The sequence below is a fragment of the Amphibacillus cookii genome, from assembly GCF_016908375.1.
Lineage (GTDB): Bacteria > Bacillota > Bacilli > Bacillales > Amphibacillaceae > Amphibacillus_C > Amphibacillus_C cookii.
In genome coordinates, this window is record NZ_JAFBDS010000003.1 from 36,880 (window position 1) to 58,810 (window position 21,931).

At 38.8% G+C, this 21,931-nt stretch carries 17 protein-coding genes and 1 riboswitch; of the genes, 5 read left to right on the forward strand and 12 right to left on the reverse strand.

The window, feature by feature from the left end:
• Positions 1-126: 126 nt before the first annotated feature.
• Positions 127-558, reverse strand: a complete 432-nt coding sequence (locus JOE23_RS05440; RefSeq protein WP_204436330.1) for a DinB family protein — start codon at positions 556-558, stop codon at positions 127-129.
• A 353-nt stretch (positions 559-911) separates the two neighbouring features.
• Between JOE23_RS05440 and JOE23_RS05445 the strand changes: the two genes are divergently transcribed.
• Positions 912-5,168, forward strand: a complete 4,257-nt coding sequence (locus JOE23_RS05445) for a 2-hydroxyacyl-CoA dehydratase (protein WP_204436341.1) — start codon at positions 912-914, stop codon at positions 5,166-5,168.
• 1,031 nt (positions 5,169-6,199) lie between these two features.
• Here JOE23_RS05445 and JOE23_RS05450 read toward each other — a convergent pair.
• From JOE23_RS05450 to cls, 3 genes are all read right to left on the reverse strand, one after another.
• The gene (locus JOE23_RS05450; RefSeq protein ID WP_204436344.1) at positions 6,200-7,438 is read right to left on the reverse strand and encodes an aminopeptidase; all 1,239 of its coding nucleotides are present in this window, start codon (positions 7,436-7,438) and stop codon (positions 6,200-6,202) included.
• Positions 7,439-7,509: 71 nt separating this feature from the next.
• Entirely contained in the window at positions 7,510-9,387 is a 1,878-nt protein-coding gene (locus tag JOE23_RS05455) for an ABC-F family ATP-binding cassette domain-containing protein (protein ID WP_204436347.1), read from the reverse strand.
• A 274-nt stretch (positions 9,388-9,661) separates the two neighbouring features.
• A complete protein-coding gene (gene cls / locus JOE23_RS05460; RefSeq protein WP_204436351.1) occupies positions 9,662-11,104 on the reverse strand; it encodes a cardiolipin synthase in 1,443 nt (480 codons plus the stop codon).
• A gap of 506 nt (positions 11,105-11,610) precedes the next feature.
• On the opposite strand from cls, the gene JOE23_RS05465 reads away from it, so the two are divergent.
• The gene (locus JOE23_RS05465) at positions 11,611-12,024 is read left to right on the forward strand and encodes a NusG domain II-containing protein (protein WP_204436353.1); all 414 of its coding nucleotides are present in this window, start codon (positions 11,611-11,613) and stop codon (positions 12,022-12,024) included.
• Here JOE23_RS05465 and JOE23_RS05470 read toward each other — a convergent pair.
• The gene (locus JOE23_RS05470) at positions 12,021-12,467 is read right to left on the reverse strand and encodes an Hsp20/alpha crystallin family protein (protein ID WP_204436355.1); all 447 of its coding nucleotides are present in this window, start codon (positions 12,465-12,467) and stop codon (positions 12,021-12,023) included. The two genes, JOE23_RS05465 and JOE23_RS05470, sit on opposite strands and share 4 nt — an antisense overlap.
• Before the next feature lie 266 nt (positions 12,468-12,733).
• A riboswitch (SAM riboswitch) is annotated at positions 12,734-12,845 on the forward strand.
• Positions 12,846-13,049: 204 nt separating this feature from the next.
• Between JOE23_RS05470 and JOE23_RS05475 the strand changes: the two genes are divergently transcribed.
• The 3 genes from JOE23_RS05475 (at position 13,050) to JOE23_RS05485 (ending at position 16,580) form a co-directional block, all read left to right on the forward strand.
• Positions 13,050-14,732, forward strand: a complete 1,683-nt coding sequence (locus tag JOE23_RS05475; RefSeq protein WP_204436357.1) for an O-acetylhomoserine aminocarboxypropyltransferase/cysteine synthase family protein — start codon at positions 13,050-13,052, stop codon at positions 14,730-14,732.
• Positions 14,733-14,946: 214 nt separating this feature from the next.
• On the forward strand, positions 14,947-15,888 hold the full coding sequence (locus JOE23_RS05480; protein WP_204436359.1) for an SGNH/GDSL hydrolase family protein: 942 nt from the start codon (positions 14,947-14,949) through the stop codon (positions 15,886-15,888).
• Between the two features lie 53 nt (positions 15,889-15,941).
• Positions 15,942-16,580 (forward strand): YpmS family protein, encoded by a 639-nt coding sequence (locus JOE23_RS05485; protein WP_204436361.1) that lies wholly within the window; start codon positions 15,942-15,944, stop codon positions 16,578-16,580.
• A 268-nt stretch (positions 16,581-16,848) separates the two neighbouring features.
• Here JOE23_RS05485 and JOE23_RS05490 read toward each other — a convergent pair whose 3' ends face one another.
• From JOE23_RS05490 to JOE23_RS05520, 7 genes are all read right to left on the reverse strand, one after another.
• Positions 16,849-17,685, reverse strand: a complete 837-nt coding sequence (locus JOE23_RS05490) for a DUF4097 family beta strand repeat-containing protein (protein ID WP_204436362.1) — start codon at positions 17,683-17,685, stop codon at positions 16,849-16,851.
• Positions 17,685-18,239, reverse strand: a complete 555-nt coding sequence (locus tag JOE23_RS05495) for an HAAS signaling domain-containing protein (RefSeq protein WP_204436363.1) — start codon at positions 18,237-18,239, stop codon at positions 17,685-17,687. Before JOE23_RS05495 ends, JOE23_RS05490 begins: the two co-directional genes overlap by 1 nt.
• An 18-nt stretch (positions 18,240-18,257) precedes the next feature.
• On the reverse strand, positions 18,258-18,887 hold the full coding sequence (locus JOE23_RS05500) for a response regulator (protein ID WP_204436364.1): 630 nt from the start codon (positions 18,885-18,887) through the stop codon (positions 18,258-18,260).
• A gap of 6 nt (positions 18,888-18,893) precedes the next feature.
• Positions 18,894-19,934: a sensor histidine kinase gene (locus tag JOE23_RS05505; protein WP_204436365.1), complete on the reverse strand. Its 1,041-nt coding sequence runs from the start codon at positions 19,932-19,934 to the stop codon at positions 18,894-18,896.
• Positions 19,931-20,650, reverse strand: coding sequence for a cell wall-active antibiotics response protein LiaF (gene liaF, locus JOE23_RS05510; RefSeq protein ID WP_204436366.1), 720 nt, complete (start codon positions 20,648-20,650; stop codon positions 19,931-19,933). The genes JOE23_RS05505 and liaF overlap by 4 nt, the downstream gene beginning before the upstream one ends.
• A gap of 70 nt (positions 20,651-20,720) precedes the next feature.
• Positions 20,721-21,350: a PspA/IM30 family protein gene (locus JOE23_RS05515; protein ID WP_204436367.1), complete on the reverse strand. Its 630-nt coding sequence runs from the start codon at positions 21,348-21,350 to the stop codon at positions 20,721-20,723.
• An 18-nt stretch (positions 21,351-21,368) separates the two neighbouring features.
• Positions 21,369-21,677 carry a lmo0954 family membrane protein gene (locus tag JOE23_RS05520; RefSeq protein WP_204436368.1) on the reverse strand — a complete coding sequence of 103 codons (309 nt, stop codon included), beginning with the start codon at positions 21,675-21,677 and terminating at the stop codon, positions 21,369-21,371.
• Positions 21,678-21,931: the final 254 nt, after the last annotated feature.

The following is a 21,931-nucleotide window of genomic DNA, read 5'->3' on the forward strand; positions in this document are numbered from 1 at the left end:
CTATTCTACTCGTGACACAGTAGCTTTTCCCACTATCACTTTCCATTAGCAAATAACATCATTATACAACCTTTTCCTTTTCTGCTTCTTTGATGTTTAAGTAAATATATTTACAAAACTTCGGAATTACATGTGCCAACCCTCGACCCACTGTTTTGGTAGCTCAAATCCTGACTGTTTAAGTGCCACAAAATACTGCCCTTGATGAATGCCCTCGTGCTGTATTGCTGTACTGAATAATTCCATTATAGTTAGATACTCCGTTCCCATTTTTATCGATTTAAATTTTGTCTGTTTGAATGCAATTACTAATTCCTCCATACTACGTTCTAACTCATGAATCAAACTATCCTCTTCTGATGCCAATTCACCTGGAAAACAAACACACCCCGTTTTCAGACCATCACAATAAACATCTCTTACCCGAACCATGTGTCTAAAAAGCTTTCTCAATGTACCCAATTCTGGTATTAATTGAGCATCCCAATTACTTTCTGGAATTTCTTTGGCTAAAGAGTTAGTCATTTTTGCAGCATATACCAACCCATTTGTATCCAAATTATCCCCTTCTTTATCCTTTATTTTTATACTAACACAAAATTAAATGACAAACCTGAACATTTTACTAAGGCATTAGCTCGATGACTCCTACAGGTAGAGACCGAGCTAGGAAAAATTCAGAGACAATGAAATGAATAGCAGTTGTTCAAAGCTCGTAAATCATTTAAAGTACATATAGCTCGTGACATAATGACTGATCAATGGACGTGTTAGTGAAACATAGTTAAAGCGAACTGTTTTATCACATCAGCTGTTATCACTCTTTACTTACGGTATGTAAGAAATACGCATGTTTTGGTAATACTGGACAGTAATTATTCGATTATTCCATTTAAGAAAGGTGCTTTTTCATGAATCAACAACGACCTTTATTAGTAGGCATCGATATTGGATCGACAACGATTAAAATCGTTGTTCTTGATCAAGACCAGCATTTACTGTATAAAACCTATCAGCGGCACTATTCAGATATAAAATTAGCCGTCTATCGATTATTCCAAGAATTGATCGATACATTTGACGACAAGCCTATTAAGCTTAAAATAGCTGGTTCAGGTGGGATTGGTTTAGCTGACACGCTACATATAACCTTTATTCAAGAAGTGATCGCTTGTTCTAAAGCCGTTGAGACACTTATACCTGAAACCGAGATTGCGATTGAATTAGGTGGAGAAGATGCAAAAATAACGTTTTTTGATTATAACCTAGATCAACGCATGAATGGGACATGTGCAGGTGGGACCGGTGCCTTTATCGATCAGATGGCAAGTCTATTAAACACCGATGTTAACGGTTTAAATGAACTTGCTAAAACACATAAAAAGATCTATCCAATCGCCTCACGTTGTGGTGTATTTGCTAAAACCGATATCCAACCGTTAATAAATGACGGGGTAGCAAAAGAGGATATTGCGGCATCAATCTTTCAAGCGGTTGTTAACCAAACCATTACCGGGCTTGCTGCTGGACGTAAACTTCAAGGGAAGATCGCTTTTTTAGGTGGTCCACTTTGTTTTATGAGTGAATTACGGCAACGCTTTATTGAAACACTTGAGCTCAAAAACGACGAGGTTATTTTTCCAAGCGATTCGCAATATTTTGTCGCCATTGGCGCAGCACTTGATGCAACGTCTTGTCAACCGACTGATTTTATTGCTTTAAAACAAGCGCTTGAGACGGAGCAAGCAAAACAGCTGGCCCCATTACAGACATTAGAACCTTTGTTTGAAAATGAAGAAGCTTTGCAACAATTTAGAGATCGCCACCAAAAAGCAACCGTCTCCGAAAGTGATTTGGATTGCTATCAAGGGGTTTGCTTTTTAGGAATCGATGCAGGGTCAACGACGACAAAGGTGATCCTTATCGATAAAGAAGGCGAGGTGTTATGGAAATTCTATGGTTCGAATGAAGGTGATCCGTTACAAAAAACAATGTCTATTTTAAAACAACTTTACCAAGCGATGCCGGCAAACACCTATATTGGCCGTGCTGTCGTAACGGGTTATGGTGAAGCGTTAATCAAAAATGCCTTGCAAGTTGACCAAGGTGAGGTAGAAACGGTATGCCACTATAAAGCAGCCAATCGCTTTCAACCTGGAGTTGATTTCATTTTAGATATTGGTGGGCAAGATATGAAGGCGATGACGATAAAAAATGGAACATTGGCATCGATTCAATTAAATGAAGCTTGTTCTTCTGGTTGTGGATCCTTTATAGAAACCTTTGCACAAACGTTAAAGCATGATGTAAAAGAGTTTGCTCAGAAAGCCTTACTCGCTGATCATCCAGTTGACTTAGGGTCTCGCTGTACCGTATTTATGAATTCTAAAGTGAAACAAACCCAAAAAGAAGGAGCAAGTGTAGCGAATATCTCAGCAGGCCTTGCGATATCTGTCATTAAAAATGCCCTTCATAAAGTGATAAAAGTACGAAATCCTGAAGATTTAGGAGCGAAAATTGTCTGTCAAGGAGGAACGTTTAACAATGAGGCGGTGTTACGTGCTTTTGAGATCATGACCAAACGAGAAGTCATTCGCCCCAATCTTGCTGGATTAATGGGGGCATATGGCGCCGGATTGATCGCCAAGGAGAACTATAAAGACGGGCAAACATCCCAAGTGTTAACCAATGATGCGATTGAAGTATTTTCGACTAAAAAGAAATTCACACAATGTCGACTTTGCGAGAATAACTGTGCACTTACGATTATCTTTTTCCCTGACGGCAGGCGTTTCATTACTGGCAACCGTTGTGAAAAAGGGGCAAAAGCCCAATATAATCAAAAGCAAGAAACAGAAACACCTATTAATTTAATCGATTATAAACTGAAACGATTATTCGGCTATACACCGTTAGATAAAGCAAAGGCACCTAGAGGCACGATCGGGATTCCAAGGGTTTTAAACCTCTATGATCATTACCCACTATGGTTTACCTTTTTTACTAAGCTTGGTTTTCAGGTGCGCTTATCTCCACCATCAACGAAAAAAATCTATCAAAGCGGCATTGATACCATTCCAGATGATTCGGTCTGCTTTCCAGCAAAAATGGTACATGGTCATATTCAGTATTTAATTGATAAAAAAGTCGATATGATTTTCTATCCTGCGATAAATTTAGAAATGCCGGAACAAGAAACTGCAGATAATTCTTATAATTGTCCAGTCGTTACCTCTTATCCAACAGTGATTAAAAACAATATCGATCCGATCATGGCTCATGACGTTGACTTTCGCGCCCCTCATTTAAACTTGAGCAAGCCAACGCATGTGATCGATACACTTTACTTATTACTTAAAGATAAAGGGGTGACAAAAAAAGAGGTTAAGTTGGCTTATCAAGCGGGGCAAGAGGAATTAAATAAATATCGCCATGACTTACAAAAACAAGGTGAACAAGCCCTTGTCTCGGTTCAATCACGTCAAGAGCAAGCGATTGTGCTCGCTGGTCGTCCTTATCATTCCGATCCTAAAATCAATCATAGTATCGCCAATATGATCACCCAAGAAGGCTTTCATGTCTTAACGGAAGATAGCATCTCCCACCTTGAAGAAGTTAAAGGATTGCGGGTCGTCAACCAATGGACCTATTATGCGCGTCTTTTTGCTGCGGCAAAGGTTGTCTGTAAATTCCCAACACTAGAAATGGTTCAATTAAATTCATTTGGATGTGGGATTGATGCGATCACCACCGATCAAGTACAAGAAATTCTTGAGCAAGAGGGCAAGATTAACACCGTTTTGAAAATTGATGAAGGATCGAATTTAGGGGCGGCCCGAATTCGGATTCGCTCATTGAAAGCAGCAATGCATGAGCGACGTAATTCGACAGTTTCTATTGAAGAGGATCAAGCACTACCAAGCAAGGCTACGTTTACAAAAACCATGAAGAAAAATCATACACTATTACTGCCTTTATTAAGCCCGATTCATCAAGAAGGGCTATTTGATGAAGCATTACGGGCTTCAGGATATAATGTGGTTCAATTAACAGAAGATACGGGAAGAGCAGGTATTGAAGAAGGATTAAAATATGTTCATAATGATGCTTGTTATCCTGCAATCCTTACGATCGGTCAATTAGTTAAAGCGTTAAAAAGCGGAGCATATGATGTTAATCATACCTCAGTGATGATGACACAATCTGGTGGCGGTTGCCGGGCAACAAACTATATCCCCCTATTAAGAAAAGCATTGGCCGATGCAGGGTTTCCACAAGTACCAGTCGTGTCCCTTTCATTCGGCAATAAAGGGACAGAGAAAAATCAAGGATTTAAGTTAACGTTACCGTTAATCAAACGTGTATTTTTAGCCGTGTTATATGGGGATTTACTACAAAAATTAGTGAATCGGACACGGCCATACGAAATTGAACACGGCAGTGTCAATAGATTGTATGCTAAATGGTCAGCAAAAGCAAAGTTAACCGTTCAACGTGGACATTTGGCGAGTTTTACTAAACAAGTCCAAGACATCATTACAGACTTCGATACCATTTCAACCTCAAATCAACGTAAGCCTATTGTCGGCCTTACTGGTGAAATATTAGTTAAGCATTCAACCGTCGCCAATCACGATCTTATTTGCTCACTTGAAGCAGAAGGCGTTGAAGCTGTTCTTCCTGATTTGTTGGGATTTATGAACTATAACTTACTAACGATGAAATGGAAAGCTGAACATCTTGGCTTTAATGGTTCTAATAAATATACAGCTCGTTTTGCGCTCAAGCTCATCGAACGATTGACCAAGCCCATTAATCAAGCTTTAAAACAGTCCCAACGATTCACGCCATTTCATTCCATTGAAGAAATAGCTAGAGACGTTGAGGGGATTATCTCTTTGGGTAATCATACCGGCGAAGGGTGGTATATGACAGGTGAAATTGTTCAATTTCTCAAAGCTGGCATTAATAATGTTATCATCATGCAACCGTTTGGCTGTCTACCTAATCACATCGTCGGTCGTGGCATGATGAAGGCCATCCGATCACACTACCCAAAAGCAAACATGACAGCTATTGACTATGACCCTGGCATCTCGACCGTTAACCAGCTCAACCGGATTCGTTTAATGCTGGCTTCTGCATTTAAAACCGATTTAGATAAATAACGGGGGCACAATATACTCGAAATAAGATTGATACCATTTTAGGGGTTGTCTCAAGCTTGCAAAAAAAATCTACTTTTGTAAGCTTATTTGGTACTCCTAAAACAAGAACTTAATGAGAACAGTGTTGATATGACAGGAACCAGTGAGACTCCTACGGGAAAAGCAAGAAAGATTATGTTCAAGTGCTATTTCAACTGTTTTTTGAACTAACTCAACTTTCGCACACTGAAAATAGTCATTCAACCTTGATCGTGTTCAATAGACGCGGTATTCAATAGGCTTGGATTTAGCACGTTATGTCGTTCCGAAAAGCAAGGGGTTCGCTTTTCGCGGGGCTGGCTTCAGCTAACTTTAGAAGCGCTCTTAGCTTCACACAGTGGAATATTAGACTAAATCCGTCACTTCGTTTGACAACGTCTAATTAACCTACATCCTGTAGGCCCGAGGCCATGCCCCATAGCCGTCATCTTACTTATGAACGAACGTTCAAAGCAGTATAGATGAATATTTGGGTTTTGCCAAAGCTTATTGTTTTTTAACTTTGTTGATTGGAGAGGAAGGCATTCGACTCCTGCGGGAAAAGCGAAGACGATGAGACCCCACAGTGAGCGTTCTGTGCGAACGAGGAGGCTCAGCGCGAGCCCGCGGAAAGCGAATGCCTGGATCGCAAATCAACAGCCACTTTTAACAGCGTAATATTTTTAAAAAAGCAATAAAGTGGTTTTTACTAATCATGCACCGAATTGGAAAATAATATAATTTCGTGTAAAAATTACGCTCTAGACTTGCTTTTTCTGTAATTGATCCTTAGCTTGACGGCTATGGGCCGTGCCTGTGGAAAGCGAATCACTGGATGACCGAACCCATTGCTATTTTTAGAGAAATAGAAATGACATTAGCAAAAGTCTACCCCCATTTCACAAACGCATGAAATGGAGAATTCCCTTCACCAACGTCAAATAGTATACAACCTGCAATCCGCGAGTCAAAGAACGAAAACACCCATGGATTGCAGGTTCGGTTTATTCGATTTACATATCTATTGCCCAAGCGCCCTTACGAAACACAGGTTCAATTGTTCCATCCTCTGTTACACCATCGATATCAAGTTCACTAGAACCAATCATAAAATCAACATGTGTTAAGCTGTCGTTCACACCATGCTGGTCCAGTTCTTGATCTGACATTTCAGAACCACCTTCAAGATTGTTTGGATATGCTTTACCTAATGCAATGTGACAAGATGCATTTTCATCATATAGTGTATTATAAAAAATTAATCCAGATTGTGAAATTGGAGATGCATCTGGAACAAGTGCCAATTCTCCTAAACGGGTAGCACCATCATCTGTATCAAGCAAATGTTTCAACGTTTGATAACCCGTTTCTGCTTCAAAATCAACGACTTTACCATCTTTAAAGGTTAATTTAAAGTTATCAATCGTGTTTCCTCCATAAATTAACGGTTTTGTATTTGAAACGGTTCCGTTGACGTGATACTTATGTGGTAAAGTAAACACCTCTTCTGTTGGCATATTCGGATTAAAGTGACGTCCATCAGCTGTTTTTGCTCCGCCACCTTTCCAAATATGGCCCTTAGGTAAATCAAAAGTAATTTCTGTACCTGGTGCCTTAAAAATTAATTGCTTATATTGTTTGTTGTTTAATACTTCTCGCGCATCTTTCAATGCTTGATTGTGTTGATCCCAAGCAGCAATTGGATCATCTTGATCAACACGAACAATTTTAAAGATTTGTTGCCACAGCTGTTCTTTCGCTTCTTCTTGGTCCACCGCATCCGGAAAAATCTTTTGTGCCCAATCTCCTGTTGGAATTGAAATAATTGACCATGCAATCCGATCATTCATCGTATATTGTCGAAATTCTTTCATCGCTTGAGCTGAGGCTTTTGTTGCTTTAGCTACTTTTTCAGGGTCAACATCTTTTAATAAGTCGGGGTTGGTTGAACGGATTTGTAGTAAAGCTGCACCATCTTTCGCATAACTCAAGAACTTATCGACTTGCCATTGTGGAATCGTCGTCAATACCTGTTCGGATTCATGTTGATATTTCAGCAAAGTGATTGTATCGTCTTGCCAGTTAATCATTACTTCCTTTGCCCCTAATTCATAGGCTTTGCGCACGACAATACGGGTAAAATCTACACCTTCTATTGATGAGTTAATCATTAAAGCTTGCCCTTCTTGTAAGTTAACGCCTGTTCTTAATGCTAATTCCGCATATTTTTCTTGTAACTCCAAATCTGCCATTAATATCCCTCCAATATTTTCTATCCTTACTATTATACATAACCGCTATTAATTTAGAAATGCGTTTGCCACTATGTTAAGTCTTCTAAACGGAGCGAGAGAGCTTCCCAACGCTCGATTTTCGCCTCAAGCATTTGTTCAAGCTCTGTTTGTTTCTGATAATGCGTTTGCACTTGCTCAATATCTGATCCAGCTGCTATAACAGCCGCTTTCTCCTGTTCAATCGCTTGTTCTAAATCAGCAATCTCATCTTCAATCGTTTCCCATTCTTTTTGTTCATGATAGGATAATTTTTTTCGTTTTGTTCGTTCTACCGCTTTTTGTTTCGGTGGCTTAGTTGCTTGTTGAGTACTTGCTTTGTCCGTTTCTAACCAGTCACTGTAATTGCCATAAAAGCGTGTGATCACACCTTGTGATTTAAAAATCAGCAATTGCTCAGTTAGTTTATCTAGAAAATAACGGTCATGCGAAACCGTAATCACAACGCCTGAAAACTGGATTAAGTAATCTTCTAATATAGCTAACGTCTCTGTATCAAGGTCATTTGTTGGCTCATCCAATAATAATACATTGGGTTCTTCCATTAACACCTTCAGCAAATATAACCGGCGTTTTTCTCCTCCTGAAAGCCGGTGAATATATGTCCATTGCTGGGCACGAGTAAATAAAAAACGTTCGAGCATTTGCTCTGCACTAACTGTCTCACCATTTTCAGTATGAATCACATCAGCTGTTTCCCTAATATACTCTATTATACGCAATTCTTGATCCATATCTTGATGATCTTGTTGATAATAACCGATCTTTACAGTTGAGCCTACTTCAACATCCCCTTGATCTGGTATAATTTGTTGAGCGATTATTTTTAATAACGTCGTTTTTCCACTACCATTGGCACCTACAATACCAATTCGATCGCCAGGTTTAATTAGAAAACTGAATGGTTTAATCATTTGTTGGTGATGATAGCTTTTTTCAATATTTTTTAATTCAATAACCTTATTACCTAATCGTGTCATGCCTACACCTAAATCAAGTTGTTCCTGATTGGTATTGAATGTCTCTTTTTTCATCGTTTCTACCCGATCAATTCTTGCTTTTTGTTTTGTTGATCTTGCCTTAGCTCCTCGTTTCAGCCAAGCGATTTCTCGCTTCAAAATATTGGCATGTTTCTGCTCATTCTGTGTTTCTAACCTTAATCGCTCCGTCTTTTGCTCTAAATACGTTTGGTAATTTCCGCTGTAACGATAAAGTTGACCTTGATCAAGCTCATAAATACGATTGGTGACACGGTTAAGAAAATAACGATCATGCGTCACAAGCATAACCGCCCCCTGATAGTTCGGAAGATGTTGTTCTAACCATTCAATCGATTGATGGTCAAGATGGTTGGTTGGTTCATCTAAAATGAGTAAATCCGCAGGCTGAACTAGTGCCTTCGCAAGTGCGACACGTTTTTTTTGCCCACCAGACAGTCGTTCAATCTTTTGATTAAAATGCTCAATGCCGAGCTTTGTTAAAATCGTTTTTGCCGTTGTGTTTGCATCCCATGCATTCAATTCATCGATCTTAGCTTGGGTGCGACTAAATTGCTTTTGTGCCTCGACATCATCAGGCTGTTCTGCTAAGGCGAGTAACGCTGTTTCATAATGGCGCATCGCCACCATAATGTCAGCTTCACCGGCGAACACCTCATCTAATATCGTTCGGTTAGCGACTAGATCCGGTTCTTGAGCCAAATAACCAATCGAGAACGCTTTAGCATGGTTTATTTCACCACTATCCTGCTCTTCTTTGCCGGCAATGACTTTGAGGAAAGTAGATTTACCTGTACCATTAACACCAACCAATCCAATCCGATCTTTTTTTTCAATCGAAAAAGATATTTGATCAAATAACACTTTATCACCAAAGGCCTTTGTTAATCTTTCAACTGATAATATTTCCATTTTATTAACCCTCTATTCCTTACTTGTCTCTCTATTGTTTCATGACCATAACAATTGTCAAGCCATTAGGCTATTAACGCTTACCAAACAAACCAAACTTGACAGTTATCCGCCAAGCTTAATCTTTATCACCGATAAACGCCCGCCTCAAAACAGAGAACCGGGATCATCTATATAGGTGGGCGATAACGGACGCTAATGTTCGGATTCACTCAGCTATCCATCAGTGGGGCAAAGTACAAGAGCACTCACTGATTGGAGGATGAATTTATTATTATAAAATAGGAGAAATTAACCGTGCGACTGATTCTTTAAAGCGAATCCAGATCGACCGCTTTTTATAGGCTTCATATGTGAGCAAATAAGACTCCTCCATGTCTCCTTTAAAATCCTGTACTAAGCGATTGGTCACATCTTCACTGTAAAGAAATGCATTCACTTCAAAATTTAATCGGAAACTACGCACATCAATATTTGCTGTACCTACTGAAGCAAGCTTACCATCAACCATTATCGTCTTTGCATGTAAAAAACCATTTTGGTATATGTAAATTTTCGCTCCAGCTTCAAGCATATTTCCTATATAAGAAAAGGTTGCCCAGTATACAAATGGATGATCTGGTTTATTTGGAATCATAATTCTCACGTCGACGCCTGACAGCGCGGCAATTCGAACTGCATCTGCCAAACTTTCATCCGGGATGAAATAAGGGGTTTGAATATAAATATATTCTTCCGCTTCCATAATCATCTTTATATAACCATATTTAACTTGTTCCCATTCGGAATCAGGACCACTTGAAACAATTTGAATGCCGACATCGCCTGTTGGTTCTGCTTGATAATAAGTCGGTTCATATTGTAAAATTTGCTGTTTTGAAGCTTGATTCCAATCTAAAATAAATCGTGTTTGCATATTGCGAACAGACTCACCGACAATCCGGAGATGAGTATCTCGCCAATAACCAAATTTGGGGTCTTCTCCTAAATATTCATCACCGATATTAAAGCCACCAATATAACCAATTTTTCCATCAATAATAGCCAACTTACGGTGATTTCGATAATTAATTTTTAAGTTGATTTTAGGTATAGGAGACGGAAAGAACGATTCAACCATAACACCTGCTTGTTTTAGCTGATGAATAAAATGACGCTTTAATCGCCTTGCCCCCATATCATCATATAAAAACCTAACCGTCACCCCTTCTTTCGCTTTTTTAATTAATGCATCGGCAATACGGTAACCTAGTTTATCACTTCTTACAATATAGTAAAGAATATGAATATGATGACTGGCTGCTTCAATATCTCGAATTAATGCATCAAATTTTGCTTGTCCATCATTAAAAATTTCGACCTCATTTTCTTGGGTGAGAATAGCATCATTATTTCGAAGGTGCATATAAAATAAGTCCTTATGCTTTTGATAGTGATCTGGAATCGGAAAACTATCTTCATCTAATAATTGCAATTGATTTTCGACTGCTTTTTTCACACCTAATCGACTTTTATTATCCCAAACAAACAATTTTTTTCCGCTTAATTTTCGGCCAAATACTAAATAAAGCGCAAACCCCACAACGGGTACGAACGTTAGTACTAATAGCCATGCCCAAGTTGAAGTTGGATTTTTTCGTTCTAAAAAAACAATAGCGAATGCTAGAGTAATGTTTAAGAAAATGGTAAGACCAAAAATAATTGCTATAATATCCAAATATAACCCTCCCTTACACTCGATAACCACAATATAGCATAAATAGACACCAATTAGCATCATAAAGCTATTTAATTTAGTCATTTATTTCTAATTGGACTTATCTTACGTCACCTTGCTGTTTCAATACAAAAATAAAACGAATCTCCAATCAGTGAACGGAGGGCTACAGGACGTAGGTCATGCAGAGGTTGCCACAGGACGTGGCGGTCTTAGTCTGTAATCCTTCTTAAAGATGTGGCGGGTTTAGTCTACGATCTTACCTGCCCACTGGTTGTTCGTTGAGGGAATCCCAACATTAGCGGTCGTTAGCTTCCACCCTAATATTGATTGACTTCTACTCTCTATTTTGAAATGGGCGGTTTACAGACGGTTATCTGTGGTAAATATTATTTTTTAATGGTTGACGAAACTGGCGTTAATCCTATAGGCTTAACATATATAATCTTTGTCGCATATAATGAACAGCAAGATGAAGACATTTAAATGTGAGGAGGCTGACCGTCATGTGGACAGCTTTAAAACAACAAATTAGACCGACCGATATTGTTATTATCATCGTTTTACTTATATTATCCTTTGTTCCTCTCTTTGTTTTTACATCTTACCATGCGGGAACGCAAAATGATGGAGAACCAACGATCGCTACCGTTTCAATAAATGGCGAGGTCGTTGATGAGTTTGTCCTATCTGAAGATACACCGCATCAGGAAATCACTTACTATCCCAATGATGGTCAATACAACATTATTGAAATTGATGGTCCACGTATACGAGTGAAAGAGGATAACAGTCCTGACCAAATCGCAGTCCAAACCAGTTGGATTAGTCGACCTGGTCAGACAAGCATCTGTCTTCCTCATCGTTTAATGATCGAAATAAAAGGTGGCCAATCATTTGATGATGACGTGATTTATTAATCAATTAATAAATCACGCTTTTTTTCATTCTTTTTCCTTGCCTTAACCGTAAGTAAACCATCATTAAATGAAGCCGTCAATGTTGATGGAATAACATTATTGGGTAAATGAACAAACCGCTCACGCTCTCTTTGAAAATGTTTAAAATGATAGACTTCTTCTTGATCATCTTTGACCTCTTGTCTTTTATCTTCTGTAATACGAACAACAAGATAGTCTTGCTCAACCGAGAGCTTTACTCTATCTTTAGTCACACCTGGCAGCTTAATGGTGGCCTGCCATTCCTCATTCGTTTGATTAACATGGGTAGGAATATGACTATTTTGAAAAAATTGATCAATTGAAGCGAGCATACTATCTTGATGATAGCTATGAAACAAGTTATCCATTTTTTTAACCCAATCACGTGCAACTTCCCATACATCAAAATTTTGTTCTGACATAGCTCTCCCTCCTATCCATAACTAATTTATGCATTTATTCTAAAATAGGTACTCAACCTTTGGCCCACTTTCTTCGTGGGTCCTAACAACTTAAAAACATTTGCAAAGACTAATCGATCATGGAACTTTTTAAATGAATACATAATAGCACCCATTTGATCATTCATATGCTTGCAGCTAAATATAAAACTGAATTTTCGTTATAATCAGAAAAAACCATTGACTAATGAGGCTATTTAAACTATAATCCTTACTAACATGTATAACTCTTATCAAGAGAGGCTGAGGGAATAGGCCCTGTGAAGCCCGGCAACCCGCAAGGTAAAGCTTGCAAAGGTGCCAAATCCTACAGGTTACAAATAACCTGATAGATAAGAGGGGGAAATCACTGACTAAGTCCTCTTCTTACCTTTTAAGAAGAGGGCTTTTTATATGTTAGCAAAGCATAAACTTCTAAAGTCAAAGGCTAAGCGAATGCCAGTTTTGCTAATGAAAACGACCATGCGCTATTTATACGCCCCATGTCATGTTTTTTCAGCCCCTAATTGAAAAGAGTGTACTTAGAAAAAGGAGGAATTTATTATGGCTAAACGATCTTTTGCTTCATTTGGCACAGAAACACAACTTATTCATGGTGGACAACAGCCTGATCCTACAACAGGTGCTATCGCTGTACCCATCTATCAAACAACTTCCTATGCCTTTCGTGACACAGAACATGCTCAAAATTTATTTGGGTTGGCTGAACCTGGGAACATTTACTCCCGTATTATGAACCCGACAGTAGACGCTTTCGAACAACGGATGGCCTTATTGGAAGATGGTGTAGCCGCTGTTGCAACCGCTTCCGGAATGTCCGCGATTACACTTGCTATTTTAAATTTAGCTGAAGCGGGTGATGAAATTATTGCCGATAGCAATTTATATGGTGGTACTTATAACCTGTTTGATAAAACACTTCCGAAGTATGGGATAAACGTTATTTTTGTCGACGGAAAAGACCCAGAAAATTTCCGCGCGGCAATAACAGAGAAGACAAAGGCGATTTTTGCTGAAACGATTACTAACCCTTCTTTAAATATTTTTGATATTGAAGCAGTAGCAGATATCGCCCATGACCACAAGATCCCGTTAATCATCGACAATACATTCGCAAGCCCTTATAGTGCAAAACCGATAACTTGGGGAGCTGATATCGTTGTCCACTCAGCAACAAAATGGATTGGTGGCCATGGGACAACAATTGGTGGAATCGTTATCGATGGTGGACGCTTTAATTGGAACCAAGAACGATTCCCTGGCTTTACTGAACCCGATTCATCCTACGGTGGGATTAGATTCGGTATCGATACTGGACCAGCTGCATTTGCTATTAAATTGCGTGTCCAATTATTACGTGATATGGGTCCGGCACTAAGTCCACAAAATGCCTTTAACTTCTTACAGGGTCTGGAAACATTAAATTTACGGATTAAACGTCATAGTTACAATGCTGAACGCATCGCCCAATTCTTAATTGAACATCCACAAGTTGACTGGGTTAACTACCCAGGTTTGCGCACACATCCAAGCCACGAACTTGCCAAAAAGTATCTAGCCAATACGTTTGGTTCTGTGATCACCTTTGGAGTCAAAGGCGATCGTGAAACAGGTCGAAAGGTAATCGATAATATTCAATTGTTCTCCCACGTTGCCAATGTTGGTGATGCTAAATCATTAATTATTCACCCAGCTTCAACCACACATCAACAATTAGATGAGCAAGGCCTTGAAGCCAGTGGAGTGAGTGATACGTTAATCCGTCTATCTGTTGGACTTGAAAGCTATGATGACCTGGTTAAAGACCTTGACCAAGCCATTGCAACAGCTACTGGAACTGCTGTTACCCTTCAACCTATGCTTGATGATGTGATTCGCTGGGTACTTGAATCACCATTTGTACGTGCTGATGGGGACATACGTCTGAAAAATATTGTCGTTGCAGGTGACCAAACCAAGCACAACTGTCTAAAAAAACTAGCCAAATTGGGCTTCCATTTTACTGATTTGGCAGACAATGAGGATGCTATTGATCTGTTATTCATTACAGAGCCAAGTCGGATTAAGACCTTACCGTTAGATGCGAAGATCATTTGGTTCAGAACAGAAGCAGATTACAGCGCCTTAAAAAAACAAGCTGAACAAAATGGTCAATTTATTGTTGAAAATGAATGCTTATTTAAAACCGCGAACCTCATTCGCCACCAGCCTAAACACGATCACTAATAGATTGAATTATAATAACTAAAACACAGTGGAAAAGGTTACGATTTACCTTCCTTCCCCTGTGTTTTTTAGTTGGGTGGTCGATTCGAATTCGTGCCGGCTATTGTCATTGCCCTTATATTTGTCTTATAATGAGTTGCACAGCCTTGTTTTAATTTCATTAAATAGGGAATATATATGATCACATAAACTATTTTGAATGGATGTTTTACATATGAAACGACGAAAAAAAATGGCACTAATCTCACTTGTGTTAATCTTTTTAATCGTAGGAGGTTTGCTCTTCTTTATCTTCAGACCTACATCATCTAATCAAACGACCACAACAGAACCTGACAGTGAAAATATAGATCAAGTTCTTGAACAAGTAGAAAACATGGATGAAGAAGTGGCGACGGCAACAAATGATTTATCTCAAAATTTAAGAGATGCCGTTGAACAGACACTTGGGGTTTTTACACAACATGATTATCATATAACAGCTCTTGGAGATTCCTTGACACAAGGGGTTGGTGACGAGACCAATAATGATGGTTATATCGGTATATTAGAACACCGTTTAAATGACTTAGATTATCAAGTCAACATTGATAACTATGGGAGACGCGGCAATCGTACTGATCAATTGTTGACACGATTAGAAGAAGAAAATGGACTTAAACGCTCGATACAACGCGCTGATCTTATTTTGATTACCATTGGCGCAAATGATATTATGCGTATTGTTAGAGAAAACTTCCTTGATCTAAATGAAGGGGTATTTGATCTGGAACTTGACGACTATCAACAAAGATTAACGAGCGTATTTGAAACGATTCACTCATATAATGATGAAGCAGAAATCTATTTAATTGGCTTTTTTAATCCATTTGAAGGCTATTTTGATGATGTAGAAGCGCTTGATAGTATATTAACAGAGTGGAATGAAACGGGTAGGACAATAGTTGAGCATTATCCAAATGGTCACTTCATCCCAATTGAAGATCTGTTTCAAATTAACGAAGTCAATCTATTGGCAGATGATAATTTCCATCCAAATGGTACAGGGTATTCTTTAATGGCATCACGCATCCTTTTTGCAATTATCCCTGCACTCGATGAAATAGCTGAAGAACGAGAAGAAGCAACAAATGCACAAGGGATATCTTTAGAGTAAACAGACTGACTATAATTCGACAGCAAAAAGCAGTTAAGAAAGTAGGTGGGAAGATGAAAGTAATAAAACAAGGGACAGACAAAGTTTATAAGCGTTATTTTTTAATTCTTGTTAGTATAAACCTTGTTTTATTGATTCTTTTCATTACTCTCATTTTGGTTTCCCCACCTCGATCTGAAGTCTTACCTACACCACAATATATTGATGAACCAGGTGCTGAATTTAGGGTGGAATCAACGAAAGAAGACTTAAACGAATTAATTAATGATTATTTAGATCAGGTGCTATTAGCTGACAACGCTGACTTTTCTGTGCATATTGATCAAGATGTCCATTTGTTTGGATCATTTCAAGCCTTTGGCGCATCTATTCCACTTAATGTAAGAATGGAACCTAACGTGCAAGCTAATGGTGATTTAATCTTAAATATGACCGAAATGTCACTCGGCTTACTAGACTTACCAAGTGATCGGATCTTACATTATATTAATCAACAAATTAATACACCTGATTGGCTTTACTTTGATTCAGAAAATGAACAACTTTATGTTGCAGTGACTCAAATTGATATTCAGAGCAACTTTCGTTTCAGTGTTCAAGAACTGGACTTAACCGATGATAATATTTCATTTTTAATCAAGATCCCTCGTGCTGGAGCCATTCAAACTGAAGACACTGGTGATGAGGCGTGACCGCTCGTTAAGTACTGAATCTCATATAAACAAAACGTCTATCTGCGGGCGGTTTAGTTCTTCGCCCACGGATAGTTAGTTGAGTGAATCAAGACATTAGCACCCGTCTAAACAGATGAGCTCTGCTCTCTATTTAGAGGTGTGCGTTTTACAGACGGCTATCTGTGATAAATCAACCTTCTTTTTTGCCGAGCATGATGTGATGTCTCGACTTTTTTGCTGTCACAGGATGATACAACAGCTTATAGAGTTAACCGACATGTCTCCCTTACCAATCTACTTCAATATCACCTATTTGACTTTCTACGATTAAATTCGGACCATGGCTACCAACGTTTTCGACATACGTTTTCCCTAGATTTTCTGATCTTGTCTCAACGAAATCCCTGAACTTAATTGCACCCAAATCTGTTTCTAGATGGAGTGAATAGTTGTCCGGGCGATCTGGTAACTGCACACGAATGTCACCTATATTCGTACGTGTTTCTATTTCTCCTTGCCATTCAATAAGGTCAAGTCCTATTTCACCTAGATTGGTTTTAATATACCAATTGCCACTCACTTGATTAATATTAATGTCCCCAACTGCTACCACTGCTCTTCCCGACTCAAGTTGTAATTGCGTAAATTCAATTCGACCTACACTGGCTTCAGCAGATAAGTTTTCAAGCATTAAACCTTTACCATAAATGGAGCCGACATCGACACGGGCATCAACATGACCTTCAAAAGATCGAGGTACAGCTATGGTTAACTTGAGTTGAGCATTATTTCTCATCGGTAGCAATGAAAACCAGTTTCTTAACTTTTGATCAACTTCGACCCGTAAAGTTTCCGCTTGTTGATCAATCATTAAAATATCTTCAACCGCTTGGTCTGATGTTCCTGATACATGTACTTCAATCTGTTGGTCTTCGCTTTCAATGAAATGAAGACTAGCAACATCAGCTTTAATAAGTATATTTGTTATAGAAGAATCCTCTATAATCATCACTTCTTCTATCTCTTCCCCTTCAGCAACATCAAACAATTGCTGACGATAAATGAACGTACCAATGCTACCAATCATAAATGCCAGAAACCCAACGATTGCTAATTTCCTCATTACATCACCCCTCGCACGAATCGATTCATTGTTTTAAAATAACCTCGGGTGAGCCAACTGATAAATTTAGCCACATAGTGCATCGCTACAAAAAGTAAAGTGCCTAGCCCAAATAACATTAAAATAAAAAAGGCTTCCGGAAGTGAAAACAGCACATCACCCCATAGCGCAAAAAGTGGCGTTGCCATTAAAACCATTGCGATTATCCAAAAAGAAAATATCACACCAGCCACCGCAACCGCTGGACCTAAAACAAAGATAAGATTAAAAATAATCAGCATAATGAGGACTGGAATATTTGTTTTTGTTCGTGATCGGTTCATGGCATCAGGTTGTTCTTGTTCTTTATCAATCTGGTCGGCGTGTAGCGCTAACTCTTTTTCTGCTACCGCCTTTGGACGTCCTAAAGTTAAAATAACATCTTGAACAGGTTGCCCTTCTAATTCAGCAATCTTAAATTGATCTTGATACATTTCGATAATATCTTCACGTACCGACTTTGGTAAGCGTCGTAAATGATAATTGAGTTCTTGCAAATAACGCTTTTGCTCCAAAATAAACGCCCTCCTTCTTTAAACAAGCTCATGCTGATAGGCATAAATAGCAGCTTGTGTTCGATCTTGCACTTCAAGCTTACTTAAAATATTACTTACGTGAACTTTTGTTGTTTTTAATGCAATAAACAATTGATCTGAAATTTCTTGGTTCGTTCTTCCTTGTGCGATCAACAACAAAACTTCGCGCTCGCGAGCGGTTAATGTTTCATGTAAAGGGACTTCTTGTTGGCCACGCATTCTAGCCATCATTTTATTGGTAACTTCCGTTTCAAACACGGACTCTCCTTGCGCTGTTTTGCGAATGGCATTGGCAATCTCACTGGCTTTTGTCGTTTTAAGCAAATAACTCATTGCACCAGCTTCTAGTGCTGGATATACTTTATCATCATCAACAAAACTCGTTACCATTAAAATTTTTGCTTCGGGCCACTTGGCGATAATTTGTTTCGTTGCTTCAATGCCATCCATTTGATCCATCACAATATCCATTAAAATGATATCCGGCTTTAATTCAAGTGCCCACTTAACCGCCTCTTCCCCATTACTAGCCTCAGCAACGACTTCAATATCCGGTTGCGTAGACAAATAGGTTGTCACACCGATCCGCACCATTTCATGATCATCCACAAATAATACTCGTATCATTTATCTTCACCCTTCATGCTTATTAATCGGTACACGCACATCTAACTTTGTTCCTTGATCGGGTACACTTATTAATTGATATTGACCACCGATTTCTTCAGCTCTTTCTTTCATATTAGCTAATCCATAAGATCCCGATTGTTCCGAATCACAATCAAAGCCGACACCATCATCGACAACCGATAAAACGGCGACGTGGTCGCGTTTAATAAAGAGTACATCAATTTGCGTCGCCTTTGCATGACGTAAAGCATTAGAGAGCGATTCCTGTAAAATTCGGAATAAGTGATCCTCAACCGCTCGATTAAGTGTAATCGGCTCTGTTCGCCAATCAATTGAAATTGGTACTTTTGATACCAACTCTGTAAGCAGTTGATTAATCCCCTCTTGTAAGCTGTGATCCTTTAAAGCGATCGGTCGTAAATGCAACAACAATGCCCGCATTTCCAGTTGGGCTTGTTGGATCATCCGTTCAATCTGTGCTAAAGGTTGATTGAGTTGCTCGTTGTTTTGTTCCGACATTTCGTTAACAGCTGAGACAAGCATGGAAGCTGCAAATAACTCTTGACTGACTGAATCATGAAGCTCACGTGCTAACCGATTCCGTTCCTGGGTAAGACGTGCTTCTATTTGTTGCTCCTGATCTTCGATGCGTTCACTGATTACCTTTTGCATCCGATTCCGAGCCGACTGTAAATGCAGTTGTATTTGACGAATTTGCGCAATGCATTGATAAGCTTCTTTTGATCGACCATAGTAACGCACCTTCTCATCGGTTGACTTTGATTCAACCTGCACAAGCGCATCATAAATCGCCTTTAGTTCTCTTTTATGAAAGAAAAATATCATAAAACCATTAAACGTTCCGATGATCACACTTGTTAATACCAAGACGAAGCCCAACGGTAATTGTTGAAGGCGTATCGTCCAAAGCATGGACCATTGCAACGGATCGATCTGACTGAAAAGCAATATAGTTAAAGAAAAAATCAATAGATTGGTTATCATTAAGCTACGCATTAAAATTGGAAATAAAGAGCTTCTCATCCGCGTCTCACCTCAATCTGACCCGCTATCATTGAGGTGTAAATTTTGATGCGTTGAGGAGCGGTTTGATAATTTTTCGTTCGATAATGAACGGTACGATTAACGATTCGGTCATCTCCATAACCAAAAATATCTACTGACCCTGCCAGGACAGAGTGGTGAATACTTACCTCAACATCATAAGGAATAATCAGCGTTATTGTTCCTACTAAGTGGCGTAATACCACGGTCGGCTCTCCCTTTGGTAAGACGGTCTGATTTAGATTAATCGTGGTCTGGCCAAAAAGCGTTTGACTGTTAATGTCTTGCCATTGATAGGGCTTAGCTCCAGTTTGTTGTTTACCAAACCAACGGTTGGAGAAAAGCAACTCTTCCTCCTCAATCGGTTCTTCACCAAATTGTAATAGCTGTGATGCCTGTTTTTTATCTTCCCTCATTTGATAAAAATACAAGCCAATCACAACCAGAATTAACGCTAAGATAAAACGAAATAAAAGCGTTGACAGCATCGTTATCGAAAGAGCAACAATACCAATCCAAAACAAGACACGCCCCTCTTGGCGATAATAATATTGCCAAGCAAAATAGGTGACAATGCCCCAAATAAGCAACCAAAAATACGCATCAGAGCGTAGAAAGACAAATTCAACAATAAACAATGCGATCGTAGCCAAAATCAAATATGGTACGATTTTTTTATCTATTGAGTTAAACATAGGCGTACCCCTTTTTTGATTAAAATAGGTAGTTAAGTGAACAACTTAACTACCTATAGCGTACACGATCTTACTTTGAAAGAGAATGCTTTTTTTCTAATTCAGCAAAACGCGCATCTAAAGTATGCAACCTGTGGTTCGTTTTTACTTGCTGTTCCATACGCTCAATATAATCCTCTGCCTCAGCAAATTTATTACTGCTACGATCAATATAATCTGCTTGTAACACTTGATTAATTCCTTTATGGACACGGGCAAGATTTTCACGTCCTTTTAATTCTAGACGTTTAACATATAAATTCTTTAATTGCTGTTGCATCTCCCCGTATTTAGTCTCGATTTCTTCAATTTGTGTCGTTGCCGAATCATTCATTTCTGTTAATTGGTCTACCCGAGCTTGATATTGATTCATTTCTATTCTTGCTTCCTCTAAAAGTTCGTGCTCATCGGTTTGCTCGGCCAAAACGACTTGTTTGCTGCGTTTGTCTAACATTAATTTGGCTTGATTTAATTCTTTTTGATACTGTTGTTTAATCATGTACTGTTTTTCAATTAATTGTTTAAGTTTTTTTACCTCATCCTCACATTTTCGAATGTATTGGTTTAAATGTGTCATCGGATGCTTCTCTTCTTTTTGATCAAGTAAATGATGAAAATCAGCTACTACTGTATCTTTTATTCGCGTAAAAATATTTGTCATAATTATCCACTCCTTTTTTTAATCGATCATCCAATCTTCTTGTTCATACCCTTCAGGTGTCTTCCGATAGCCACGGTATGCATAATACAAAAGTAAAGCCGCCACAATACCCACTAATGCCGGGGTATTTGATATCGACATTGACAATGCAATTAGCACCACCACTGCCCAACCTAGCTTACCAAATGCTGAATCAGTTAATAGAAACCGGCGTACACCATAATAGCCAAGCGCTAATGTTAAAAACAATCCTATCAATGGGGCAACTGTGGTTAAAACGACCATACCTGCTATACCTGCTACAATTATAAATAGTAAAGTTCGCAATCCGCTTCCCCTCCTTTCGATAGTTAAAGTTTAACTCGATAGCTGAGAAAGCGTAACAGACTCTAGCTATATCTTTCACTAAGACTAGAGGCGTATTTATAAAACAAACCTTCAATAAGTGGGGTTTTACGGACGATTATCTGTGATAAACGGACGCCATTTAAGAACCAACAGATGTCTCGGAACAAAAGAGCGTCTTCCAGAACGTTTACTGACTTATAAGTACTTTAAAGTTTCCGCTCCTCGCTTTCTAA